Source organism: Bradyrhizobium sp. 4 (genome assembly GCF_023100905.1).
Taxonomy (GTDB): domain Bacteria; phylum Pseudomonadota; class Alphaproteobacteria; order Rhizobiales; family Xanthobacteraceae; genus Bradyrhizobium.
Genome location: NZ_CP064687.1, coordinates 21310 through 44609, shown reverse-complemented (window position 1 = coordinate 44609; position 23300 = coordinate 21310). Strand labels below are relative to the sequence as shown.

The 23300-nt window shown below is 59.2% G+C and carries 20 protein-coding genes, 1 tRNA gene and 7 pseudogenes; 16 read left to right on the top strand and 12 right to left on the bottom strand.

The features are described 5' to 3' along the window. Positions 1-7: 7 nt before the first annotated feature. The 8 genes and pseudogenes from IVB45_RS37580 to IVB45_RS37545 all read left to right on the top strand — a co-directional run bounded on the left by IVB45_RS37580 (position 8) and on the right by IVB45_RS37545 (position 5755). Complete coding sequence (locus IVB45_RS37580; RefSeq protein ID WP_247357270.1) at positions 8-748, top strand: DUF3800 domain-containing protein; 741 nt, start codon at positions 8-10, stop codon at positions 746-748. Positions 749-1008: 260 nt separating this feature from the next. Further along, positions 1009-1209, top strand: a pseudogene (locus IVB45_RS37575) (transposase); the annotation flags it as partial. A gap of 191 nt (positions 1210-1400) precedes the next feature. Continuing rightward, positions 1401-1754: an IS66 family insertion sequence element accessory protein TnpB gene (tnpB, locus tag IVB45_RS37570; protein ID WP_247357269.1), complete on the top strand. Its 354-nt coding sequence runs from the start codon at positions 1401-1403 to the stop codon at positions 1752-1754. Positions 1755-1805: 51 nt separating this feature from the next. Then, positions 1806-2504: pseudogene (locus tag IVB45_RS37565) on the top strand (transposase); the annotation flags it as partial. 70 nt (positions 2505-2574) lie between these two features. Beyond that, on the top strand, positions 2575-2859 hold the full coding sequence (locus tag IVB45_RS37560) for a plasmid pRiA4b ORF-3 family protein (protein WP_247294356.1): 285 nt from the start codon (positions 2575-2577) through the stop codon (positions 2857-2859). A 592-nt stretch (positions 2860-3451) separates the two neighbouring features. Further along, positions 3452-3661 carry a hypothetical protein gene (locus IVB45_RS37555; protein ID WP_247294358.1) on the top strand — a complete coding sequence of 70 codons (210 nt, stop codon included), beginning with the start codon at positions 3452-3454 and terminating at the stop codon, positions 3659-3661. Positions 3662-3752: 91 nt separating this feature from the next. Next, positions 3753-4547 (top strand): hypothetical protein, encoded by a 795-nt coding sequence (locus IVB45_RS37550; protein ID WP_247357268.1) that lies wholly within the window; start codon positions 3753-3755, stop codon positions 4545-4547. After that, positions 4544-5755, top strand: a complete 1212-nt coding sequence (locus tag IVB45_RS37545) for a hypothetical protein (RefSeq protein WP_247357267.1) — start codon at positions 4544-4546, stop codon at positions 5753-5755. The genes IVB45_RS37550 and IVB45_RS37545 overlap by 4 nt, the downstream gene beginning before the upstream one ends. Before the next feature lie 122 nt (positions 5756-5877). On the opposite strand, the pseudogene IVB45_RS37540 reads toward IVB45_RS37545, so the two are convergent. Further along, positions 5878-6170 (bottom strand): annotated as a pseudogene (locus IVB45_RS37540) (integrase core domain-containing protein); the annotation flags it as partial. Positions 6171-6177: 7 nt separating this feature from the next. Here IVB45_RS37540 and IVB45_RS37535 point away from each other — a divergent pair. Further along, a pseudogene (locus IVB45_RS37535) lies at positions 6178-6426 on the top strand (IS3 family transposase); the annotation flags it as partial. Here the strand turns inward: IVB45_RS37535 and IVB45_RS37530 are convergent. Both IVB45_RS37530 and IVB45_RS37525 read right to left on the bottom strand, forming a co-directional pair. Then, a pseudogene (locus tag IVB45_RS37530) lies at positions 6396-8463 on the bottom strand (recombinase family protein). The pseudogenes IVB45_RS37535 and IVB45_RS37530 overlap by 31 nt on opposite strands. Continuing rightward, complete coding sequence (locus IVB45_RS37525) at positions 8453-8623, bottom strand: hypothetical protein (protein ID WP_247360180.1); 171 nt, start codon at positions 8621-8623, stop codon at positions 8453-8455. Before IVB45_RS37525 ends, IVB45_RS37530 begins: the two are co-directional and overlap by 11 nt. A gap of 244 nt (positions 8624-8867) precedes the next feature. Here IVB45_RS37525 and IVB45_RS37520 point away from each other — a divergent pair, with 244 nt between their 5' ends. The 3 genes from IVB45_RS37520 to IVB45_RS37510 all read left to right on the top strand — a co-directional run bounded on the left by IVB45_RS37520 (position 8868) and on the right by IVB45_RS37510 (position 11250). Further along, the gene (locus tag IVB45_RS37520; protein WP_018459013.1) at positions 8868-9296 is read left to right on the top strand and encodes a transposase; all 429 of its coding nucleotides are present in this window, start codon (positions 8868-8870) and stop codon (positions 9294-9296) included. Beyond that, positions 9293-9649, top strand: coding sequence for an IS66 family insertion sequence element accessory protein TnpB (gene tnpB / locus IVB45_RS37515; RefSeq protein WP_247295361.1), 357 nt, complete (start codon positions 9293-9295; stop codon positions 9647-9649). The genes IVB45_RS37520 and tnpB (IVB45_RS37515) overlap by 4 nt, the downstream gene beginning before the upstream one ends. A gap of 122 nt (positions 9650-9771) precedes the next feature. Further along, on the top strand, positions 9772-11250 hold the full coding sequence (locus IVB45_RS37510; protein ID WP_247360181.1) for an IS66 family transposase: 1479 nt from the start codon (positions 9772-9774) through the stop codon (positions 11248-11250). Between the two features lie 522 nt (positions 11251-11772). Here the strand turns inward: IVB45_RS37510 and IVB45_RS37505 are convergent. The 3 genes from IVB45_RS37505 to IVB45_RS37495 form a co-directional block, all read right to left on the bottom strand. After that, entirely contained in the window at positions 11773-12939 is a 1167-nt protein-coding gene (locus IVB45_RS37505; protein WP_247360183.1) for a hypothetical protein, read from the bottom strand. A 289-nt stretch (positions 12940-13228) separates the two neighbouring features. After that, a tRNA-Ile gene (locus tag IVB45_RS37500) sits at positions 13229-13304 on the bottom strand. A gap of 53 nt (positions 13305-13357) precedes the next feature. Then, positions 13358-14671, bottom strand: a complete 1314-nt coding sequence (locus IVB45_RS37495) for a DUF2130 domain-containing protein (RefSeq protein WP_247360288.1) — start codon at positions 14669-14671, stop codon at positions 13358-13360. A 365-nt stretch (positions 14672-15036) separates the two neighbouring features. Between IVB45_RS37495 and IVB45_RS37490 the strand changes: the two are divergent. Beyond that, positions 15037-15219, top strand: a pseudogene (locus IVB45_RS37490) (IS110 family transposase); the annotation flags it as partial. 329 nt (positions 15220-15548) lie between these two features. On the opposite strand, the gene IVB45_RS37485 reads toward IVB45_RS37490, so the two are convergent. From IVB45_RS37485 to IVB45_RS37470, 4 genes are all read right to left on the bottom strand, one after another. Then, on the bottom strand, positions 15549-16595 hold the full coding sequence (locus IVB45_RS37485) for an HD domain-containing phosphohydrolase (RefSeq protein ID WP_247360186.1): 1047 nt from the start codon (positions 16593-16595) through the stop codon (positions 15549-15551). A gap of 60 nt (positions 16596-16655) precedes the next feature. Continuing rightward, the gene (locus IVB45_RS37480; protein WP_247360188.1) at positions 16656-17000 is read right to left on the bottom strand and encodes a PilZ domain-containing protein; all 345 of its coding nucleotides are present in this window, start codon (positions 16998-17000) and stop codon (positions 16656-16658) included. Continuing rightward, a complete protein-coding gene (locus IVB45_RS37475) occupies positions 16997-18073 on the bottom strand; it encodes a DUF2336 domain-containing protein (protein ID WP_247360289.1) in 1077 nt (358 codons plus the stop codon). Before IVB45_RS37475 ends, IVB45_RS37480 begins: the two co-directional genes overlap by 4 nt. Before the next feature lie 524 nt (positions 18074-18597). Beyond that, entirely contained in the window at positions 18598-19206 is a 609-nt protein-coding gene (locus IVB45_RS37470) for an OmpA family protein (RefSeq protein WP_247360189.1), read from the bottom strand. Positions 19207-19519: 313 nt separating this feature from the next. Between IVB45_RS37470 and IVB45_RS37465 the strand changes: the two genes are divergently transcribed. Both IVB45_RS37465 and IVB45_RS37460 read left to right on the top strand, forming a co-directional pair. Further along, positions 19520-20962, top strand: coding sequence for a caspase family protein (locus tag IVB45_RS37465; RefSeq protein WP_247360290.1), 1443 nt, complete (start codon positions 19520-19522; stop codon positions 20960-20962). A gap of 280 nt (positions 20963-21242) precedes the next feature. Next, positions 21243-21431, top strand: coding sequence for a hypothetical protein (locus tag IVB45_RS37460; protein ID WP_247360190.1), 189 nt, complete (start codon positions 21243-21245; stop codon positions 21429-21431). Between the two features lie 489 nt (positions 21432-21920). Here IVB45_RS37460 and IVB45_RS37455 read toward each other — a convergent pair. Beyond that, positions 21921-22062: pseudogene (locus IVB45_RS37455) on the bottom strand (IS3 family transposase); the annotation flags it as partial. 237 nt (positions 22063-22299) lie between these two features. Then, on the bottom strand, positions 22300-23064 hold the full coding sequence (locus tag IVB45_RS37450) for a substrate-binding domain-containing protein (protein ID WP_247360191.1): 765 nt from the start codon (positions 23062-23064) through the stop codon (positions 22300-22302). On the opposite strand from IVB45_RS37450, the gene IVB45_RS37445 reads away from it, so the two are divergent. Next, positions 23063-23278 carry a hypothetical protein gene (locus tag IVB45_RS37445; protein WP_247360192.1) on the top strand — a complete coding sequence of 72 codons (216 nt, stop codon included), beginning with the start codon at positions 23063-23065 and terminating at the stop codon, positions 23276-23278. The two genes, IVB45_RS37450 and IVB45_RS37445, sit on opposite strands and share 2 nt — an antisense overlap. The last annotated feature ends 22 nt before the right edge of the window (positions 23279-23300 follow it).

Below are 23300 nucleotides of genomic sequence, written 5' to 3'. Positions count from 1 at the left end.
CTCCGTGATGGACCCGCTCTACTGGTCCACCGTCGATATTATCGATTCAATTTTGACGGAGTATGAGAAGCATCAACTCCTTCCATTTCATGGTCAGCTCAAGGACGCGCTTTATACGATTCTGCGCTTCAACCTGGCGGACACGGTTGATCTGTTTCGGCGATATTCCTATCCTGATGTCGGAAGCCAACGCCGAAACGACTTTATTTCCGAGCTTCGCGGGCGTCTAGAAGAGCGCGAGCCGCTGCTCGGTCATTTCGAATACATGATGCTCAAGGGCGTTCTTCAGATCGCCGAGAAGCTGGATGCGCTCCCGTACCTTGAGGACGAGCAGGCCAACGTGCTGGTCGAGAGTTTCGGTCCTTTCTATGTTGGGCGGATCTGCTTGTTCAAGAATTCGCACCACATCCTGGATGTGGAAAAGGTGATCGAGGAGTATCTCGGCGCGGAAGTGTTCATGGACGGCGATCGGCGACTCGAAAATTTCCGTTTTGTCGTATCCCATGACGAGCCGGGCGTGCAGGCGTCTGATGTCATTGCCGGGTTGTTGGGCAAGTTCTTTGCTCTGGTTCAAGTGACCGACCGGGATCAGCTCTGCAGCATACGCGAGAACCTGAGCAACCAGCAGAAGACAAACCTCGGTCTGCTCAAGCAATTGCTCGATGGATCGATCGCGGAGAACAAGGCGTTTGCTCACCGAGTCCTGAGCTTCGAGGACCAGCAGCGCGCTGCAATCCTGCTTGGCTGACGACTGTCCTAAAGTTCATATCCGGGCGCCGTCGGTTGCATGAGGCAAGAGACTGCCAGGAAAGCCAATGAACCAACCAACATGATGGACAGTGCGACCAGCGCGCCGTCCGTCCACTACAAGACGTACTCGTTTACGCCGGAGATAGGACGTGAGCGTGGTGCTGAGGCCCTTCAGATTGTTTGTGCGCAGTCTTGTGAGCGCCGCTAGAAGGGGCATCTTCTGCAAGGGTGCTCACAATGGACGACCATTCGGACGACATAAGACGACCATCCCCGCGTATCGAAGTGTATGCTGGCGCAGGTCGAAAGCGCTGGCCAGACGATCTGAAGGCACGGATTGCCGCGGAAAGCTTCGAGCCGGGCACGATTGTCACAGATGTCGCCCGCCGCCATGGCTGCCGGCCCCAGCAGGTGAATGACTGGCGGCGTCGAGCGCGTTTGGGCCAGTTGGTGCTGCCGGCTTCGGCTGATAACTTATCGTTTGTGCCTTTGGTGTCGGAATCGACGCTACCGGCGGCTGCGGAGCCCTCTATATCGGCGGAAGCAGCTGTTGTTATGGTCGAGTTCCAGGGGGCACGGATAGAGGTACGCGGGACGCCTGGCCTTGCGGTACTAAGTGACGTGTTCACGGCTCTGCGACGGACACGTTCATGCTGACGCCATCCACGGGCCTCACGATTTATGTTGCGACCCAACCTGTGGACTTCAGAAAGGGTGCGGATGGCTTGCCGCTCTTGGCGAAGGAGACGCTTGGCCAAGACCCGATGAAGGGTGTGGCGATGGTCTTCCGTGCGAAGCGCGCCGATCGCGTGAAGATTGTCGTCTGGGATGGTACCGGCCTGGTGATGTACTGGAAGCGGCTCGATAGCAGCGGCTTCAAATGGCCTCCCACCGTGGCCGGCATGATGCGGATGATTGCCGCGCAGTTGTCTGCGCTTCTGGCCGGCATGGATTGGACGCGCATGCACGCACCTCAAATCCCGCAACCGAAAGCACTTGCGTAGGGAATAAAATCTTCGCTGCATCAAGGCGCGAAGCATGGCAGACTCGGACCAATGAGTGATTTGCCTGATGAGCTGCCGAGCGATCCAGCCGAGTTGCGTGCCTTTGCCGCGGCTCTGCTGGATCGCTGCGCCAGGCTCGAACGGTTGCTCAAGCTTGCGAAAGATGCGCAGTTCGGTCGATCGTCGGAAAAGCTGGACGCTGATCAGCTACAGCTTGTTCTGGAGGACATCGAAGAGACCGTCGCGGCTCTCGAAGCAGCCGAGGATCGCTCCAATCCCAGAGCCTGCGAGAAGAGAAATACCGAGCGCAGAGCCAACCGTGGTCAGCTTCCGGAGCATTTGCCGCGCATCGTCGAAACCCTGATGCCGGCTGAAACCTGTTGCCCGTCTTGCAAAGGCGGTCTCTTTGAGATTGGTCGCGATGAGAGTCAGAGGCTCGACGTCGTTCCGGTGCAATACCGGGTGATTGTGACCCGCCGACCCAAACTGGCCTGCCGCGCCTGTCATGGCGTCGTCCTCCAGCACGCTGCTCCCGAGCGACTGATCAGGGGAGGACTGCCCACCGAGCGGCTCGTCGCGCAAGTGATCGACGCCAAGTATCATTGGCATTTGCCGCTTTACCGCCAGGCGCAGATGCTGGCGACGCACGGTATCGCCATCGACCGTTCGACGCTCGCCTTCTGGGTCGGCTATGCCGCCCAGGAATTGAAGCCCTTGTGGCATCGTCTGCGCCAGCTTCTGCTCGCCTCTCCGATATCGTTCAGAGACAGGCGCCAAGGCGATCCATTATCTCTATGACTTCGGCGACAGCTGGATCCATGTGATCAAACTCGAAAAATGGTTCGACAACACGACGATAGAGGGACTTCTCCTCCTGCTCGAGGCCGCCGGTCGTTGTCCTCCGGAGGACGTCGGCGGTGCGCCAGCCTCTGCCGAATACCTCGACGCCATCAGCGACCCCACCCATCCGGAGCACGAACACATGCGCCTCTGGGGGCCCGAACACTTCGATCCCAACGTCATCGACAGCAAGGCCCTCGAGGCCGCCGTCAACGCTTTGTCCGAAATTTGGAAGCCGCGGCGCCGCGTCACGCGCTCAAAATAGGCGTCAAGCACCAATCAAAAAGGGGAGCTACGCTTACGATAGGACTATGGGGATGTGAATCGGCGCAGGGGTCAGGCTGTTGCAGATATCGGCAGTAACGCTGTGAAGGAATTAAGAAAAGCCAGTGGAAATGGGGTCAGCATCGGCGCCGATCGTGACCCCATCCCGACGCAGATTCCTTTGTTCGCCAAAAGGAATTGCTGGCGTTAGTTCAAGTGGTTCAGTTCGGCCCCGATTCACAGGCCGGGCGTTTGACGCCCAGGCTGGTCATCCGTACCCGGCGAATCCGTAGTTCTGGACGACTTCTCCAAATTTTGGACGGCGCTTTTGATAGTCTCCGCAGGCCTGTTCCTGCGGAGCGGATAACACATTGAAAGAACTATTGAAAATGGCGCTTCCCGAGCCGCTTCGTTACTGGTGCGTTGCGGTTTGATGAAATAACCATTGGTGTTGGATGAAGCGTCAAAGAGGTTTTTCCAAACTGCAAACCCGATGGGGATAGTCGTGGTGCGTTGTTGGCGGTTGACGCCTCGGGGATGGTCGTACGGTACGAGCCGGGAAGCATCCCGGAGGCTCACTTTCGGAGACGGGCATGGCTAAAGCCACGCAAAAGCGAGAACCGAACCTGGCGAGGATCGCCGTAGGGATGGGCGGAATCCTATCTCAGTCCGAGACCGTTGTTCGAGCCTTTGGCCGGGAGCGGGGGTTTGTCCTCATGCTGCTCGCGGTCCTGGCTGGCGTCTTGGTCTCCCTCTGTACGCTTCTTTTTCTTACCAATGGCATCGTCAGACATTTCGGTTGAGTAGTGGGGATTACGGTTGTGAGAACCTACCTGCCGCAACCGGTTTTGATAGATGGCGTCCCGGTGATTTGCTGCACCCCATGGATATCCGATGGTCAAGCCCACAGAGGTGAAGCTCCGCGAGTTTTTGAAGAACAGCAACCTGGCCGTACCGAAGAGTCCGCCGTGGATACACAGCACCGCTTCGAGCAACCTGATTCCGATCTTGAATGAAGAGAAGCTTCTCGCGGTGAAGTGCAACGTCTTCCAGGGCGAAAAGCTCTGCTATCTGTTCGTCGGTCGTGCTGCCTATAAGGGCAAGGATGCGCTGAACCCGGAACCGTGGCAGCTGCCGACCGTGTTCGTGATGCGCTTCAGCAATCCGCCACCCTTGAAGCGGATACATCCCTTCGATACGGGCGCCTTCGAGCGGGGAAGGATGCCGGATTACCTGACGACCTTCAAACTGGAGGACTTCAACGTCGGCACCGATCAAGACCAGATCGGCCGGCTTATCTCCCTGTATTTCGAAACACCGCGCCGGTACGTCGATCGGGACGCGAACGATCAGAAGAAGCTCAAGGAGGAGCATCTTCTCAACATGAGCCATTCCAGGGTGCTCGCGGTTTCTAAGCTGTACAAGGAGGGGTCGACTAAGGATTGTGACGATCGCGCCGCGGTGATCGAACTTCAGGTGGAAGCGGATATCCCGCTGAAGAAAGAGAACTTGCTGGGCGTCGTCGTCCCAGAAGAATTCCAGCGGACGCCTGGTGTCACTGAGGCCCTGAAGGAACTGACAAACGTAATCGAAACCTATCGGTTGCTGCCACTGAATGTCAGCCAACACTACGGACTGATTTATGAGTGCGTGGAGCAGGTCTACAAGCGGGCAGGGATCAACCTTTGACGCCTGACGCCCTGGCAGTCTCCGCTGCAATTCGACTGTCGCCGGTCGACTCAATCGGCGTGCCGATCTTTTGGGCCGGGAACTCGATGTATCTTCCCGAGATGGATGCTGACTTCAACATCAGTGCCTTCTTGCACTTCGATAACGCCGACGGGTACGAGTTGACCGGGCTGATTCCGGACACCTACCGGCAACGGCTTTTCCGGATTGGAGATCCTGCGCCCATCATCTTTTGGGTAGACCAGGCCCCGTACATTGTTGAAGGCGATGCCGAGAAAGCAAAGTTAGAGGAAATCTTCGGCACCCGGGCGCGAACCCACCCGGTCCTGAAGGACCTCGGGGGGATGTTGCACGATGCCCGGACGGGAGTGTTCAAACGCCAGCAGGAGGAGTGGCTGGCGCGGGAGTTGGAGGTTGCCTATGGCGATGTGTTCCTGGAGCCGCCAAGCCGGACGAAGTATTGGATACACCGCTACAGGGTAGCCCTCGAAAACGCCCGAAAGCTCACGCAGCCTCCCCACCCCATTGATGTGCGGTTGCGGCGCGCCTCAACGGAATGGTTGGAGAAGTTCGCCACCAAGACCGAACTGCCTATGATCTCGGCCCTTCTGGGCGAAGCATCCCAAGGCGTTTATTCGGTGCGCCAGATTGCCGAGATCATGTTTGCTTACCTGAGCAACAAGTTATCAGCGGCCCGTCCGGTCGAGATCAATAAGATCACCAGCGACCAGACCATCCGAGCACTGTTTCCTCACGGCATGTACGACTTCTATATCCAGGACGGGTGGCCCCATGCGCCGTTTCAGTATGGCAAGCTCGACTTTGTCGATCTGATGAAGGAACGGCTGGTGCAGGGGAGCGAAAGCTGGACGTGGGCGCCAGCTCTGCAGCTCGCCAAGCTCCTGTTCGGCGATAAAGACGTTCCTCCCGAAGTCGAGGATGTCGCGATGATCTACATGCGGCCGATCCTCACAGACTACAAAAGGTTGCTGGATGAACTTGCTAACCAGTACACATACAAGGGTGAACCGATCTCCAGCGAAGGCATTCTAGAGCGCTCAAACGAAGTCATTGACCTGTTCGACCGCATTCAGGAGTTGGGCCGCGTAATCGTTGGTGCTGACCGCGATAAGGCTCAAATGATGGACGGACGCTTTCAGGTTAGTGAGAGCCAGGTCAGGTGGTACCGGGCATTTTTGGAAAGCTGATCGAGACATGAAGGTCTTCTGGGCTTGGCAATCTGACCATCCGCGCGAAATCTCTCGTGATGTTATCCCCACCGCGGTTGAACTGAACCGCCCCGGGTTTGCCGGAGGCCACTTGGTTTAAGTTATGCCGCCATGGCGGGGTGTTCCATCATGGCGTAGTAGCGTTGCTCGGCTTCGGCCGGCGGGATGTTGCCGATGGGCTCGAGGAGCCTTCGGTTGTTGAACCAGTCCACCCATTCCAGCGTCGCGAGACGGCCTCGAAGCTGCGCCATGGTCCGCGCCGATGGATCACCTCCGCCTTGTAAAGTCCATTGATCGTTTCGGCGAGAGCATTGTCGTAGGAATCTCCGACGCTGCCGACAGAGGGCTCCACGCCGGCTTCGGCCAGGCGCTCGGTGTACTTAATGGAGACGTAATACGTCAGCGAACAGTTCCAGCGCCTGATGGCAGACAGCGGCATTATTTGCAGCATGAGTCGATCCGGCAACGTCTGGGACAACGCGGCGATGGAGAGCTTCTTCTCGTCGCTGAAGACCGAACGCATCGCGCGCAAAACCTATCGCACCAGAAACGAGGCCAGAGCAGATGTGTTCGACTATATCGAGCGGTTCTACAACCGCGCATCAGAACACCCATCTGTCTATGTTGTTGAAGAGAAAAGACTTTGCTGATTGGGATTCGATCCCGTGGGGTATCTTGGGTTCTGTCGCGCTCGTTCGGCGATAGATCGAGCAGCAGTTGTTATCAGCGAGCTGCGGGCGAAGATCCAAGGACCATCCGACAGAGGATGGATGGCTTCGATTTCACCGGCTTCAGCGGCCAGCCGGAGCGTCTTGGGCGCGATCTTCAGGAGCTTGGCGGCGTTGCTGAGGTTTAGCCAGTGCTCGATGCCGTCCTCGGCGGGCTTGAACACCGGGATGCGATAGTTCGAGCGCAGCGAGGTAACACGCTCGCGCGTCCAGCGATTGCCGTTACCGGTCTCGAGGCCGTTGCGGTTGAGGAGGCCGGCGATCAGATCGTCGCTGGCGATCAGCACCAGTCGGCGCACAGCCTCGATGATGTTGGCGGAGGTGCTGTTACGCTGCCCGCGCCGGCGCTTGGGCAGGCGTATCTCGCTGTGAACGCCGCCGACCCAGTGGACGATGAGGACGATCTCGGAGGCCGCATCGTCGATATCGGCCACGACCTCATGGATGAGGGTGCGCACAACGCGCTTCTTGAGGCGAGCATCCGTCGTCGGCGCATCCCAGACCGCTTTGAGGTTCGAGGCTAGAACGCCGAGCGAAGCTGGATCGGCAATGGGGGCGGGCGTCGCCGCCTCATGCATTGCGATCTTGCCCTCGACCTCCGCCGCGTGAGCGAGTGCCCTGTTCCAGCGCGCTTCAAGCTCGCCCGCCACCAGCCGGTTCGCGGGGTCAGCGGCATCGTACTGCCGGAAGGCCCGGTCGGCGGCATAGCGCGCCGCTTCGAGGTCGCGACTGAGAGCATCGCGCACCTGATCCCGCCGTTCCCTGGCTTCCTTGGCGGCCGCGGTTGCAGCGGCGATAGCGCCCGGACCGACGACGCCAAGCAGCGCTTCCTCGACTGCATCATCGACGCGCAGTCCGCCGAAGCCGATGCAGTGAGGGCCACCATTGTCCATCCAGGCGCGGCTGCAGCTGTAGCGCGGGATATGGTGCTTCATGCCGGAGTATCGGAGTGTGAGCTTGCGGCCGCAGCGCTTGCACCGGATCAGGCCGGCCAGCAGCCCGTCACCATGCTTGGGCGCGCCGTGATGCCGGCCGGTGGGAATGTTGCTGCTGACCATAGTGCGGATCGCCTCGAACCTCTCCCAGCTCACATACCCTTCGTGGGTGTTGGGCTTCAGCGCCAGCCATTCGTTCCGCGCCTTGCGGCGGATCTTCACGCTCACGCCTGCGGCGCTGTATCCCGCCGCCACAGCCGTCTTACCATAGGCATAGGCGCCGCCGTAGACCGGGTTCTCAATGATCCGGTGGATGGCGGAGTAGCTTGGTCGCCGCCAGGCCGTGTCGCCGCTGGTCTGCTTCACCGGCAGATCGAGATTGTACTCGTGGAGCCAGCAGAGCGCCTGTCGCGCGCTGCCCAGTTCCTCGACCTTGTCGAACACCAGCTTGATCGCCTCCTGGACACGCCCATCCGGATCTTTCTCATAATGATCGCCGGCCTTCACGAAGCCGACGGGCGCCGCCACAACCAACTCGCCCCGGCGCGCCTTCTCGTAGCGGGCCGAGAGCGAGCGCTGGCGCAACAGATCCAGCTCGTACTCGTTGAGGCTGCCCTTGAGCCCGAGCAGCAGGCGGTCGTTACCGTGCCTCGGTGCATAGATCGTCTCCTGATCGATCAGAACGGTATCGACCACGCGGCACATCTCGATGAGTTGCTGCCAATCCCGGCTGTTGCGGGCGAAGCGCGAGACTTCGCGGGCGCAAACCGCACCAACCTTACCGAGGCAAACCTCTGCTACCATTCGCTCGAAACCGGCGCGTTGCACGCCGCCGGCGGCTGAACGACCGAGATCATCTATCACTACGATCTCCTGACCACCCGAGTGCCGTCAGCCGGTCCCGCATGGCGTATTGCAATGCGCTGCTCTCGCGATTGTGCAACACCTGATGTGCTGAGGATTGGCGCACGTAAAGAATCGCCTTACGCTCCAGATGATGAGGCCTGACCTTGTCAGAGATCATGATCGACCCCCTTCGCGGGCGGCGTCGCTGTCATCGCAGCATGGTCGAGGATCAACTGCGTCATCAGACTCATAAGGGCCGCCTGCGCTTCCGCCGGCAGCTCCGACCATGCCGGCGCGCCGATGGCGCCGTTCGACAGGCCGCTCCCGAACAGATCCATCTGCTGCTGCGGCCGCGGTCGTTGATTGTGTCGGTATCCGCTCCCTGGCATTGCCGTCTGGCTTGACATGAGTCGCTCCCCGATTCTGGCCGTGAGAGCCTCTGGATGCGCCAGAAAGCGGGGCAGCTGATGGCGTTCGATCCTTCAACGCTACATCGAGAAGGTAAGCGCTGTTCAGCGGCCACCTACCGGATGACGGTGTGATCTGCGAGTCTGCGGTTCGGTTTGGACCGTTAGGCTTAGAATGGACACAGTGCATACTGCTATCACGGAGCCGGTGCGGCGGCTCGAGGTCTTCACCGGAGCCGGTCGTCGGCGGAAGTGGAGCGACGAGGACAAGGTGCGGATCGTCGCGGAGATCGTGGCGAGTGGCGACTCGGTGTGTTCCGTGGCTCGACGGCATGGATTGTCGCCGCAGCAGCTGTTTGGCTGGCGACGTCAGTTGCGAGAAGCAGCAGGCGGTCATTCCGAAGCTAACGAAGTACAGTTTGTGCCGGCGGTGGTGGACGCAGTGGTACCGGCGCCAAGTGCTCACCGGGAGCGCAAAACGGTGCGCAAGGCAGATAGCGGGATCATCGAGATTGAAGTGGACGGCATCACGATCCGAGCCGGTCGTGGAGCGGATACGGCGATGATTGCGTCGATTGTCCAGGCGCTGAAGGTGAGCCGGTGATCGGTCCGTCAGGTGCGGTCCGGGTGATGGTGGCGACCAAGCCGGTAGACTTCCGCAAGGGCATGGAGGGTCTTGCGACCCTGGTGCGCGAGAGCATGGGTGCAGATCCATTCTCGGGAGCTGTCTATGTGTTCCGGGCCAAGCGGGCGGACCGGATCAAGCTGGTGTTCTGGGATGGAACGGGCCTGTGCCTGTTCGCCAAGAGGCTTGAGGATGGGACCTTCCGCTGGCCGAAGATCGAGGACGGTGTGATGCGCCTGTCGGCAGCGCAATTGTCGGCGCTGCTGGAAGGACTCGACTGGCGGCTTGTGCACGAGGCACGGGGGACGCCGGCGCCAGCGCAGCCCGGGTAGTTGTTGGCAGCGCTGCGGCGAAGTGAATCAGGACCGTCGGATGCGTCGCCAGATGGCGGCGAATATGCTCTGATTTGGCTGTGAGCGACGTCCTGCCTGACGATCCGGAGACGCTGAAAGCGATGCTGCTCGCCGAGCGGTGCGAGAGCGAGCGGCTGCGTCAGATCATCAAGGAATTGCAGCGGCATCGGTTTGGCCGACGGGCAGAGACGCTGCCTGAAGACCAGATGCTGCTGGGCCTGGAAGACGTCGAGCAAGTCGCAGCGTACGGCGAGACGGCACAGGACATCAGTGCACCTGAAGGCCGTGATGCGCGAGCTCGCAAGCGCCGGGGCAACCGTGGCGCCTTGCCGGCGCACCTGCCGCGGATCGAGGTCATCGTCGACATCGAGGACAGGACCTGTCCCTGCTGCCAAGGCGAGTTACATCGGATCGGCGAGGATAGAAGCGAGCGGCTGGACCTGGTCCCGGCGCAGTTCCGGATCCTCGTGACCCGGCGGCCCAAATACGCCTGCCGGGTTTGCGAGGATGGCGTCATGCAGGCGCCAGCTCCGGCTCGGCTGATCGAGGGCGGACTGCCAACGGAAGCAACCGTCGCACAGGTTCTGGTGTCAAAATATGCCGATCACCTGCCGCTCTATCGGCAAGCGCAGATCTATGCGCGCCAGCGCATTGAGCTCGATCGTTCAACGTTGGCGGACTGGGTGGGGCAGGCAGCCTTCCATCTGCGTCCATTGCATGAGCGCCTCCTAGGCAAGCTTAAGCAACGGCCCAAGCTGTTCGCCGACGAGACGACGATGCCGGTGCTCGATCCCGGCCGTGGGCGCACCAAGACAGGTCAGCTCTGGACCTATGCTGCGGACGACCGGCCGTGGGGCGGCGCAGATCCGCCCGGCGTCGCCTATGTCTATGCCCCCGATCGCAAAGCCGATCGACCGATCGCTCATCTGGCAGGCTTCAAGGGGATTCTGCAGGTCGACGGCTATGCCGGCTATGGCAAGCTCGCCGAGCGTGGCGATGTTCGGCTTGCATTCTGCTGGTCGCACATGCGGCGTAACTTCTACGAGCTTGCCACACCCGGTCCGGCGCCCATTGCGAGCGAGGCGCTCAAGCAAATCGCCGAGCTCTATGCCGTCGAGAAGGACATCCGTGGCCGCAGCGCCGAGGGGCGCCGTCTCGTTCGGCAACAGAAAAGCCGACCGCTGGCGGAAGCGTTCGAACGGTGGCTCCGCGCCAAGCTTGCGCTGATCAGTCAAAAGGGCAAATTGGCAGACGCAATCCGCTATGCGCTCTCACGCTGGGAGGGCCTGACGCGCTTCATCGATGATGGCCGTATCGAGCTCGACAACAACGCCGTCGAGCGCTCGATCCGTCCGATCGCACTCAACCGGAAAAATGCACTGTTCGCTGGCTCCGACGGCGGCGCCGAGCACTGGGCCATCATCGCATCCCTGGTAGAAACTTGTAAGCTGAACGACGTCGATCCCCTTGCCTTCCTGACTGACGCGCTCACCAGGATCGTCAACGGTCACCCAAACAGCGAAATCGATCAGCTGCTTCCCTGGGCCTATCGCGCGCAATCCCTCAAAGCCGTGGCGTGAGAACGACGCTTACTCGAGAAGCGCAGAAAGCGCCGCAAGTGCATCGATCCTAACAAGCGGCTGAGCTGTCAGAAACCCGGCGTCAGGGCATGCCGTCCGGTCGAACATCCATGCTGGAACTTCCAGCCAACGGTCTGCTTGCGATCCGTCCAGGGTGCAGCGAAAAACGACATCGTCGGCCTTGTCGATGGCCCCATGAACGCAAACTCGGCGCCCAAACCAAGGATGATGCCGATAAAGAACCTCGCGAAGAACGGTCCTGTGGGCGTTCTCAAACGTCGTTGTACAACAGCATCCGCCGTCATTCCACGATCGGGTACGTCAGTCCAGTTGAGTTCGAGCGCAAGGTGGGATTAGCTTAATCGGGTGTCCATCAAATCGGCAGCAGCTCAATCTGGTCCCTTCACTGAACGACCACGATTTGGCGGACTTGGTCTATCAGTTGGACTGCGACGTGCAGCGTGCGCAGACCGAGACCGACGACCGGTTGATCGACCAGACGCTGACGCGTCTGGCCGATCTTTAGCGTGACGGAAGCCATCCGGTTGCTTCGTCAGTATCTGGCTTCGGACGGATGCCGGATGCGCGATAGTCGATGATGATCGGCTTAATACGTTCCCAGACAACTTCGATGAGATCGAAGAAGAATTGGCGACAGTCTGCAGCTTGCTGTCGATTATCTGCGTGCAGGTTGCCGTCCACTTTGGCCAGATTGGAGACACGCTCCGGATAGGGTGGATGATGGGATCTCGGTGGGGGCTCGTCTCGGCCTGTTTCTAGCACCGCTCTTACGCGCCTGATAAGATCCAGCGCGCCGAGGATGACGACGGCACCAGCCCCCGACACTGCGTAGAAGTTTTCTTCGTCCTCCTTCGAACAGATGACGATGCAGCAATTGCGCCCGAACAGATCGGCGTCGAATTCGTCTTGAAACGGGTCGGTCGCAGATTCATCGGACGTCGTTACCCGACCATGTTTCATCGAGTGATGGCCATATTCATGCCCGAGCGCGAATACCTCGATCGCTCGAAGCAAAAGCGTCCGTATCACATTTTGCGGATCGTTCAGAGGCACCGTGGGGCTTTGCGCTTGCACGCCGGTGACCGCAAAAGACGTCAGCGCTTCGCTCCAGTCGTGAGCGAGGTCGATGTCGCGCTCCAGCATTTTACGGGCAAGATTTATGTCCCGCACTATCAGGACATGGTCTTCGCCCACTCGATCATGGGGGACGGTACGTCCGAGCAGCCTCGATATTTGGTTGATGAACGATAGGAAGTGGACGCTTACGTCGATGATGCTGGCTTCGGTTTCGAGGACGGGGAGTTGACCGATTCCGAGATCCAGCGCCGCGTCATTTCCATAGGCAACACCGGCGTGGGTCGAAACTCCGTGTTCTAGGCACGCGTCTTCGATTTCTCCCATCAAGCGGTCTAGCGTCGCGCGGAGATTGACGTCATCGAATTCCGAGCCTGCCGAAGCGCTCTTGATCGCCTGCCTGTAGGCTTCCAGGTGATCCTCGTGATCGGGTTTTGGAGGTTCCGCTCCTCTCATGAGTTTGAGAAGCGTTTCCTTGTTTTCGTCGATCCACTCGAGTTGCTCCGCCGGCGTCCGGGCCTTGTAGCCGGTGATCCTTGCCGACGCCGCCTGGCGTTGCCGGCGATAGTCTTCCGCAACTTCCTTGTCATCCATGCTCAATGACCGGCCTCCAATCGAATGCAACTTTCAGGCTGCGGTTTCAACCGTTGAGACAAGGTAGTCATCTTGGTGCTGGCTGCCAGTTCTGATGGCCCCGAATTCGTTGCCGTATGCGGTTTTCACCTCACGGCCGAATCTTTTTGGCGTTAATGTTGGGGTTCCCGGATTCTCGAAAGCCCAACAGCCACTTACAAAATCGAGTCGTTCTTACGGTCCGGAATTGAGTCGCTCTTATTGTCCAATCGAGTCGCTCTTAAAGTGGACGCACATTGATTGATCACGCTGGTGGGCCCGGCAGGACTCGAACCTGCAACCAGACCGTTATGAGCGGCCGGCTCTAACCGTTGAGCTACAGGCCCGTTCCCATCGTCTTGGTCACGCGCAGGGAAGGGAGGCGATCGTCTTGTGAAAACTAGCTCGCCTTGCGTTCGGGCGGATCACCGGCTTCTAGCAGGGGAGGCGCCAAACTGGGAATTTCAGGCATTGACTTGCCGGCTATCGCTTGGAGGTCGCCGACCATCCCGACGGTCGAATCTATCACAGATACAATCTGTGTTTCGCGTTTAGCCCATTGGCGACCCATAAACTTGCGTTCCTTGTCCAGGTCGTCTCTCATGTCATTAAATTTCTCGATGACCGCTTCGACACGTTGCCGGAATCTGGTGCCGGTCAGATAGTCATAGACCTGCTCCATCTTTGTCTGCTGGCCTTGTTGCACGAGCCGTGCGCCGCATACGTCGAGCAGCGCTTGACGCAGCGCTACCGCAACGGGGAGGGCGCACCGAGGATGAGCGACCCACACGCCATCCATCAGATCGAATTGTTCGATGTGTTTGGGTAGCGCGTGCGAGATGATGAGCGATACGTCGGCGCCCGACCGCCGTTGGTCATCCCTGAGCTTCGCCAGCCAACCGTCGCTCCACGATTTGGTACGTTTCGTCTCCCATAGGATTATGCCTGCCGGCTGCCCGACGGCGCCGTTGACCTGCTGGATGACGTCGGCGCCAAGCTCGCCTTTGCCGACCGGTTCTATGATATCCGTTGGGAAACGGCTGCGCAAAAGCTCCTCGAGTTCCAGTTCGAGGACTTCGCCTTGGGCCTGTTGCGAACCTTGCTCCGCCTTGCGCTTCAGTTCCTCGATCGTACGTGCCATCGACTCGATCGTTTGATCCTTTTCGGCAACGCGAAGCCTGGCAGCGTCGTCGGCTTCCTGCCTGGCCTTGGTCTGAACCGTTGCAACGGAGGCCTGAACGCGCTTTTCGATGGTCAAGTCCAACTCACGCTTCTCATCGTCCAGCGCGCGCTGCTTGCGAATAAGTTCAGCCTGAGCCTGCTGGGCTTCGGCAAGCTTGCCGCTATTCGCCTCCAGAAGCTGACGGAGCTCGGCAGCCTCATTAATTTTCGCTGATAGTTCCGTGGCAGAGGCTTCGCGCGCCTTCTTGGCTTCAGAAGCGACAATCCGCTCGCGTTCGGCCGTCAATCGTTTCGCGACCTGGTCTTCGACCGCCTCGCGGTCCTTGGTGAGCTGTTCGCGTTCCAGACGGAGCGCCTCAGTCTTGCGCGCGACTTCAGCATCTTTTCCCGCGAGCTGTTCCTGGAAGCGCAGGCGGGTTTGCTCGAGCAGCGGCGCGGCAAGCGATTCCGTCAGTCGAATTTCGTGATTGCAGTTCGGACAATGTAAGGTAGGCTCGTATGCGCCGATCGCGGCTGCCGCTTTGAAGTTCATCGGTTTGATCTCATTCGTCACTGAGTCGCGATTGAACCGTATTGATGTGTTGGCGCCATAGCGGAATGTGCGTGTCCACATGGGATTTCGACATCTGGGTTTGAAGATCTGAAATCCGAACGTGCGGATCCGTCGAAATATTCCATAATCTATGTTATGCGAACGACAATTCAGTAATAACTTCAAATGGATGAATGCGCCTTGCGACAGAACTTGAGTCTCCTCCAAAGGAAGTTGAGTCTTAAAGGCATTGACGTGCCCCGCTCTTCACGGGTTGGATGGTTGTCCGTTCGGCGACGCCCTGCCTTGTGCTAACGGCCGGAACGATACGGGCGGCATAAGGATTCGTCCCGGCGGGAAACCCCGCTGCGGTCATTCTGACGCGCAGCTCAACCGACAGCACTCTGCGCACGTGGGGTCTGAAGCTCCGGGAGAGGATCGGCTTCAAAAGAGCTGCCGTGGCCGTGGCGCGCAAACTGGCGGTTATAATGCACACGATGCTTAAGACTGGCGAACTCTTCAATCCGAATGCCGGAGCCACCGCATAAGCCCCGATCGCGTTCAGAACCCGAACACCCAAGGTGTCCCTGCCGGGACGTGAGCCGAGCCATTCCGCTGATGCTGTTGCACTGCTGACTCAGCAAAGTGCGTCGTCCACATTGAAGGCTCGTCCTGCGAAGCTCCATCATGCGGCGGTTAATGCCGACCGCGAAGACAACCATGCACCCGGCAGTGTCCACTGAACGAAATTATATGCTTGACGCCTCAGCAGCGATTAGACAACAGCATCAGAAGCCGAAGTGCACGGAATTGAGACCGCCTCCGATCACGCCTTGAGTCGAGAGTTGGAGTATCCCTGCATAGGTTTCAGCAGAATTTATCTCGTAAGCGCAACATGCTTGAAGGAGGCCACTAGCGCCCTCTCCAGCTTTCCCGTCATGCCGCAGAGAATCTCGTATGCCGCCGCGCGCGGCATTGTCGGCTTGTACGGCCGGTGTTCGATCAGCGCCGCAAAGATATCCGAAATGGTGAGAATGCGAACGATGTCGGTGATGTTCTCGGCGCAGAGGCGGTCAGGATAGCCGCTGCCATCGAGATATTCGTGATGGTGCCGCACAGCATCGAGGACTTCGGGTGAGATGTCCCCGTGCCCCTTCAGCACATCGTAACCCGTCGCTGGGTGGGTTTCGACCAACGCTCGCTCGTCGTCGTCGAGGCGTCCTGGCTTGTCCAGGATCGCCAAGGGCACCCTCGCTTTTCCTATGTCGTGGAACATGGCAGCGGTGGAGAGCCGTTCAAGGTCACTTTTACGAAAACCGAGACTAAGGCCGAAATCGACGGCGACGCCGGTCACAAGCAGGCAGTGCTGGAACGTTCCCTCGTGATGGCGCCGCACAGTGGCCAGCCATTCGGATAGCCCATGCTCGGAAATTCGGTTGGTGATCTTGCGGCCGGCCTCTTTGGGACCGGCGACGTCGACCCGCTCCCCGAGGGTGATCGAGGTGAACATCGACGCAATGGCGGTTGCTGCGGCCTCAACCGCATTGTCAGGCTGCGAGATGCCGCTCGTCGACCCAGTTTCGTGGCCTGGATCAGCCAAAGCGGCCAGGAGCTTAGTCACCTCGATCTTGCCAGGCAACACCAACGTTGCGCCCAGCGCATAAGCTTGCGAGATGCAAAAGTGGGAGGTTTGCTCGACGAGGAAGATGCGCTTCGTTGCTATGGCGAACCGCGCAGCTCTCTTTTTCAGCGCGGCAATGTTTTCGACCGCCCGCAGGTCGGCACGGACGACGACCGCAGCAGCAGCGTGCGGAAGCTTTGCTTCTACATCGAGCCGCTCGCCGGCAATGGTGAACTGCTTTCCAAAAAGCGAGCAGAGCCCGAAGAGCTTCTCGGAAGTGTCGGCCAATACGTGCACGAGCATGACTGGTGCCTTCGTTCGTCGGGTGCCGGTCCGAATGGCCGGTGGTGCAAGGCTATTGGCTCACTTCGATGACACTGCTCGGCTCAAGTTGGTTTGCACGCCTCTGTCGCTCGCTGTCGTTTGGGCCTTCTTGCCATTTGCCTGGATAAAGTGGACGCCAGCCGTGGTTCCATCGATCCAGACCAGCTCGCAGCGTCGATAGGCCAGTCCCGTCGACGACAGCAGCATGAAGAACTCCTTGGCCGAGAGAACATCGAGCGATCCTTCGACTTCGATCTTGGCGCCGGTGTTCGAGATATCGAGCAAGACGCAGCTTCGCCGCCAGGTGCCGTCGGAGCCCATCAGGTTCACGGGCTGTCTGTTGTCCATGCGCACTCGAGACGCCTTGCGACCGTCGAATTTCATTGGTTTCCTGCCGAACTTGCAGTGCGACCGCGGGCGCCCGCGGAGATTTCTCCCCAACGAACGGACCATTGGCTGGTCGAGAGATGAAGCGTTTCGAACAGCACCTGAGCTCGTGCGCGCTCGCCTAGTGAAAGCCTCGCGCCGCGAGTGTTGAGGACCGCCAGCGTGGTCTGCCAGTTCAAGCGCGATGCCCGGCACGCCATAACCGGGCCTTCGTAACCAGACTCTGCCATAACCTGCTCGATGGCCTCAATCGGTGCTCCCGACAGCACCGACAACGCCGTGAACAGGTTGGCTGTCTCACGCCGGATCGCGAACCGATTGACAGTCGAATCGCTCAGCTTTCCGCTCCGATTGAGCGATATGATCTCCGGCCTCGCGGCGGCGTACTCAGTGTCGCAAAGTCCCTTCGCTGTCGCTAATACCTGCGATGAAGCGTTTGCGTTGGAAGCCTTATTTGCCGGCCGTGGCAATACCGACAGCAGCTCCCGAACCACCATGTCCGGGGTGTCTGGCCTCAGCGTCAGCGCTTTCGTGATCTCGTCGTCATCCACAGCCCTACGGACCAAGTTGGCATAGGCCGCGCCTGAGAATTCAGCGCCCGGATTGCCGATGACGGCCAGACAAGTCTTGCTGCTGCCGCGCTGCAATATTGCCTCAGTCACTGGGCATTCGATCCTGCGCCGGCCAGCAATGGCGAGAAGGTGATCCTCGCTGCCGGACGTCGCGATCGCCACGAGATCAGCCGGCGATAGGGCGGGAGATTTCATAAGGATCGGGACTGCGATCGCCGGATCGCCGCACGAGGCGAGACGTCGCAAGGTCTTCATCGGAGCAGTACCCAGCTCGGCGAGCGTCGTGCTGAGCTCGGCGAGCGTCCCGGGCCCAATCCGCCGGGCCAAGCGAATTAGAACGTCGTCAAGAAGGCCGACCTGCGGCTCTTGCAGTCGGTGATTACCGTCGACGAGTAGGTCGGTGGTGCGCCAGAGCATGCGCGCACAACGTTCGGATGAGCTCCTCGCGATGGTGTCATCCAACTCAGTAATGAGATCGGCCGCAGAAATTGCCCTCATTGGCTGGCCCAAATTCATTTTAGTATCGAAGGTACTACGCGCTAAAGTTGTTAAGATACCTTTTATGCGATACCTGACATGCGTGCAGTATGTTCTTATTCGCCTGAACAGCGCTTCGGAGGCTATTAGAGTACCTGCTATCTCACGATGGGAAGCTATTGTTATCTACGCTGCGGCCTGCGCGTGGACGACAGCCCGCCCTGTATCCCTTGTTTGGAATGATAGCTGCCATAATTTGCGTGATAGCGGTCCACCTTTGGACGGCCGCTTAAAGTTCGGGGATTTGGCCCTCAGGAGGATGAAAAGCTTATCCGGGCGAGCGTAACGTCCTTCAGCGACATTGCAGCTGACATCGGCCTAGGCAAGGCATCGGGCAATTGGCGCCTTGCGTGTTTTGCAATTCTCTAGTCGTCCGTTAAGAAGCTGATCTGAGTTCTGATTGAAGGCTGATGGCCGCGAAGGGTGCGGTCAGGATAAGGGACCAAAAGTCTCTTAGGTCGAAATCTCGATCAGACTGGGACATTTCATTGCGAAGCGCTCTTCGTTTCCAAATTGACGACCTGGACCCGGCGGTTGACCCCAGCGTTGGGATGATCTGAGTCCTTCAGCCTAGTCTCGCCATAGCCGACGGTAACGAGATCGCTCCCGGAGATACCGTAGTGCTCGACCAGATAGCGTTTGATGGCGTCGGCTCGTCGCTCGGAAGGATCCTGATTGAAGGCATCACTGCCAATCGCATCGGTGTGCCCGGCGACCACGAAAGTCGAACCCTTCAGGCTCGGATCCGACAGGGCATTGCCCAGCGCCTCGACAGAGGTCACGGAGATCGGACTGATGGCGGCTGAGTTGAAGTCAAACTTGATCTCCAGATCGATATTTGGCTTGGTCGAGGCGATCTCCGCGATCTCCTCGCGTTCGCTCGACGATAGTGAGCGGGTTTCGCGGTTACGAACGCTGTCCAGGAGGGCGTTTGTGTGCCCCTTTGCAGACGGGTCCGCTTGCGGAGCAACAGAAAGGCTGCGGGTCAGCTGTTTCGGCTTCAGGGCGGAGAGGATCTGGTCGGCTGAGACGTTGACCTCTCCGGCGAGCGCGAATCCTGCTGTCATCGAAAATGCAGCACCGAATAGATGCATCCTGGAACCAGACTGTGACGCACGTCACGCAAACGAAAATAGTATTCGATTGGGCAATATTCGCATTGCTTCAGCACCGCTTCGTCGCTTGACCTTGGCGCTTGGCGGTCGTGTTCACGAAGAATAAGCTTGCGCTTCCGGGAGAGCGCGCCGCCAGTTCGATGAAGGCCCACGATACCGGCGTGATTTAGATCACAATCCGCTCTCCGGCATCGGTTCAGTATTGCAATCAATTGTCAGGTTGGCGGGAATGGAGCATCATTTTGCAGGCAAGCGAGGAGACAAGATCATGCGCTTCTTATTTGCAACATTCATGCGCTTTTTCATCGCAACATCAACGGCAGCAGCTCTTCTAGCGAGCGCGAATGCAGCAGCCCTTGCTGAGAAGCGCGTCGCCTTCGTCGTCGGCAACGGCGCCTACAGGCAGGTGACGCCATTGCCCAACCCGCCGATCGACGCCAAGGCAATGGCGGCGACGCTGCGCAATGTCGGATTTGAGGTAATCGAAGGCTCGAACCTCACCCGCGATCAGATGACGGCCAAGCTGCTGGACTTCGGCCGCAAAACACAGGGCTCCGACGTCGCAGTGTTTTATTATGCCGGCCACGGCATCGCGGTTGACGGCAGCAACTATTTGCTGCCCGTTGATGCCGACATCAAGTCCGAGATGGACGTCAAGCTTGGCGCGGCCATCAACATCGACCTGACCCTTGACCAAACCATGAGCGACGCCAAAGTCAAACTGGTGTTTCTCGATGCCTGCCGAGACAATCCCTTCGCTGCCAAGATCAAGGCCAACTCGACGACCCGTGGCGTCAACGTGCAGAGTGGCTTGGCCGAAATGAAGTCCGGCGAAGGCACTCTGATCGCATTTGCAACTGGCCCAGGGCAAACAGCGCTCGACGGCCAGGAGGGCAACAATAGCCCTTTCACCCGCGCGCTGATCGACAACATCACCAAGCCGGGGGTCGAGATCCAGCAGGCCATGACCTCAGTCCGCGCGCAGGTCAACGAGGAAACGCAAAAAGGTCAGCTTCCCTGGGGCCACACCAACCTGATCGGCGCCGTCTACCTCAATCCAGCGCAGCAGACTCAGCTTGCCAACGCCACACCGAGCCCTTCCACCAGCGCACCGGCCGCCAACACCAGCAGTCATTCGGACGGTATCGAGCTTGAGTACTGGCGCTCGGTGAAAGAGACCAACAAGTCCGAAGAACTGAACGCATATCTCTCGGCATATCCAAACGGTCAGTTCAGGGCGTTGGCGCTGGCGCGACTCGCTGCCATCGAGAACGGCCCGTCGACCACAGCCCGCAACCTTACCTCTGGTGTCGATCCTGCCACCTTCACCGATGATGCCAGCCAGCTTACAGAGGATCAGATCGGCCTCGACAAGGGTCAACGCCGCGACGTGCAGCGTCGCCTCAACGGGCTCGGGTTTGACATCAAGGTGACCGGTGCATTCAACGTCGATACCCGCTCGGTACTCAAGCGATGGCAGGCCGCCCGCGGCTATCCGTCGACCGGCTATCTCAACAAGCTCCAGCACAAGGCGTTACTTGGAGAGATTGTTGCGAGCAACTCGGGAAGCAGCGACGAACCGTCCGAGGACAAGCCCGCCCGGCGAGCGCGCCGGGGCGGTAGCGGTAGCGGTGGCGGTGGCGGTGGCAGTGGCAGTGTGGGCGGCGGTGGCGGAACGTTTGCCGGTCCGGGGCAACTTTTCGGAGGTATGATGCACGGTATGTTCCGACGGTAGCCCGTGATCAACGAGCCCAGGTTGAAATTCTAAGACCTTTGCAAAGTGAAGGACCCAATTCTTGGGTGGTGAGCTTGACCGCAAGAAATTGAACTCTGTCAGTGGATCCGGTGGGGAGACGAGATCGGACCGCTGGCAGCCATTGCCCGACACGATGACGATCAAGTTCAGTGTTAACTGGCTGATGTCCTGCGGCCGGCTCGCTATTACCTACTTGTTAGTTTGTAGATCGCAGTCGCTGTGCTAACAGCGCCGTCCCTCGAAGAACTAAGGAGCTAACTTGAAACGTCCTGCCAAGAAGAAGAAGCCGACGCGCCGCGAGTGGACACCCGCTGATTTACGGTCGCTCAAGAAGCACTCGAAGGATCGAACGCCAGTCCTGAAAATCTCGAAGGATATGAAGCGAACTATCGGTTCTCTGCGCCAAAAGGCCCTCGTGTTGGGCATCGGCCTGGGTCACCAACGCTGACAAAAACAGAGCTGCGCAGCGAATATGCTGCGCGGCCTGCCCTTGAACTATAATTTCGGCGGTGTCCACTTCGTGCGCTCAGCGGGTTGCGGCATCATTGCGGCGTACCGCTCCCCCTGCTCTACCACGCGCGCGACTGGCGAGCCCGGTGCAACGTGCGGCAAGAGCCCGCTCGCGACGGCGCTGCGGCTAATCGCGTCTAGCTTCACCGCTGCTTGATTGGGCGAGTGCGTTCAGTGCTGTAACTACGTCGCGATCAGTCATTGCCGCTCTCCGCGTTGTCCGCGTCACACGTAAACGGCTTGGCGCCGTTGCCGGTGCGCAGATAGTTGGTCGGCACTTCTTTGCTAAACCGCCCGCCGTCGGCGTAGCACCGAGCTGAGCCAACCCCGATGCAGCTCGCAAGCAAAGCAGTGATCGTCTCCAGGGCGTCAGCGACGCGTTCAAGCTGAGGCGCGGCGGCGGCGATCGTTTCAAGTGCTTCGGCGGCACAGTCTGCGGCGTGCAGCCGATCTTGGCCGCGATTGTCCCCACTGCCGCCCAGCGGGACGGATGCTCGCTGGCGTGATCCAGAACCATCCGAACCGGTCCGGACCTCGGGTGAAAACTTGTTCGTCGTCTTGCTTGTCATGGCTCCATCCTCTCAGGAGTTGGAGCCTCCGGCAAACCCGGGGCGGTTCAAACCCATAAATCTGCCGGGCGGACGGCGCCAGAGTCAGCTATGCTCCGATAGCGACCAAATTCCGCAGAGCAGCGAAATGACGCGATTTGCCATAACCGGCTGTGGCGAACACTCGGCGGCACCGGTGATGATCATGTCTGACGCGAGCGCGGAGACGTCTACCGCGCGACGAGTTGATCCGTCGGATCAGCTGGGATTCATGCCCTTCAATTTGATGATTGCAACCGCCGCCGGACCTTTAAGGTATTCAATGAGGGCCTTGGCAGCGGTGGCTTCTTTGGTTTCCGATCCAACCGCGGCCGTAAACACAACGTTTTGTTGCAGTTCGGCCGGAAATGGCCCGACGACGTCCAAACCGGGAGCGGTGAGAACGTTGATAAGGAATATGCCCAATTCGACCTCACCCTTGGCAACCACCGCGACGACCTGCGCAGGGTTGGGCTGCGCCCTCATCTTCGCCTTCATCGGCTCAGTGATTCCAAGGCGATCAAATACCTTTGCGATTGAATAACCGGTAGCGCTCTCCGGGATCGAGGCAATGGACTGAGCTTTGAGCAGCGTTGCTTTGAGCGCGTCCGCGTTGCCGATTTCAGGCTTTTGAGCGCCAGAGCGGACAGCAACGCCAAGGCCAACGTGGGCAATATCGATTGTCGGACTTGCCACGAATTTAGCTCGGGCTGACGCGTCCTGCATAACCTCGACAGGTACCACGCCAACATCGAACGGCTTGCCCGACGTAGCCTCCTTTATGAGGTTCGGAGTTGTGCCGAAGAAAATCTCAAGCCTGTGACCAGAGGCTTGCTCGAATTGCGGTTTGATATCTGCCCAGACGCCTGACATTGCTCCACCTGCCAAAAGCCTGAGTTCGGCAGCCTGCACGTTGGCGGACGGCGACAGCACAAGCGCCAGGCCTAGCACCGAGGCGGCCACTGGGAGCGGATACCTCTTCATGACAAAACACCTCGTTGATTGGGGCGCCCTATTACGGGATTTTACCGCTGACGCGCGAACCGGCATGAATATCAACGTTTCTCGGCATTCCTGCAAGATAGACGACGGCTACGCCCCATTTCTCAGTTGGGTCATTCGCGACTTCGTCGAGCCAGTAGCAAGTCCGGCCATGTCCGCTATGCCGCCGAAAGCGAAAGTAACTTCAGAGCATTAGCGGCAACCCTATAGGCCACGGC

Coding starts and splice junctions, on each gene's coding strand:
- IVB45_RS37480 (WP_247360188.1), bottom strand. CDS start 17,000: ATGAAATTCGACGGTCGCAAGGCGTCTCGAGTGCGCATGGACAACAGA.
- IVB45_RS37510 (WP_247360181.1), top strand. CDS start 9,772: ATGCTGCTCGCCGAGCGGTGCGAGAGCGAGCGGCTGCGTCAGATCATC.
- IVB45_RS37525 (WP_247360180.1), bottom strand. CDS start 8,623: ATGGATCTGTTCGGGAGCGGCCTGTCGAACGGCGCCATCGGCGCGCCG.
- IVB45_RS37520 (WP_018459013.1), top strand. CDS start 8,868: ATGGACACAGTGCATACTGCTATCACGGAGCCGGTGCGGCGGCTCGAG.
- IVB45_RS37485 (WP_247360186.1), bottom strand. CDS start 16,595: ATGCTCGTGCACGTATTGGCCGACACTTCCGAGAAGCTCTTCGGGCTC.
- IVB45_RS37580 (WP_247357270.1), top strand. CDS start 8: ATGGACCCGCTCTACTGGTCCACCGTCGATATTATCGATTCAATTTTG.
- IVB45_RS37445 (WP_247360192.1), top strand. CDS start 23,063: ATGACAAAACACCTCGTTGATTGGGGCGCCCTATTACGGGATTTTACC.
- IVB45_RS37475 (WP_247360289.1), bottom strand. CDS start 18,073: ATGAGGGCAATTTCTGCGGCCGATCTCATTACTGAGTTGGATGACACC.
- tnpB (WP_247357269.1), top strand. CDS start 1,401: ATGCTGACGCCATCCACGGGCCTCACGATTTATGTTGCGACCCAACCT.
- IVB45_RS37470 (WP_247360189.1), bottom strand. CDS start 19,206: ATGCATCTATTCGGTGCTGCATTTTCGATGACAGCAGGATTCGCGCTC.
- IVB45_RS37555 (WP_247294358.1), top strand. CDS start 3,452: ATGGCTAAAGCCACGCAAAAGCGAGAACCGAACCTGGCGAGGATCGCC.
- IVB45_RS37505 (WP_247360183.1), bottom strand. CDS start 12,939: ATGGATGACAAGGAAGTTGCGGAAGACTATCGCCGGCAACGCCAGGCG.
- IVB45_RS37450 (WP_247360191.1), bottom strand. CDS start 23,064: ATGAAGAGGTATCCGCTCCCAGTGGCCGCCTCGGTGCTAGGCCTGGCG.
- IVB45_RS37495 (WP_247360288.1), bottom strand. CDS start 14,671: ATGAACTTCAAAGCGGCAGCCGCGATCGGCGCATACGAGCCTACCTTA.
- IVB45_RS37465 (WP_247360290.1), top strand. CDS start 19,520: ATGCGCTTTTTCATCGCAACATCAACGGCAGCAGCTCTTCTAGCGAGC.
- IVB45_RS37550 (WP_247357268.1), top strand. CDS start 3,753: ATGGTCAAGCCCACAGAGGTGAAGCTCCGCGAGTTTTTGAAGAACAGC.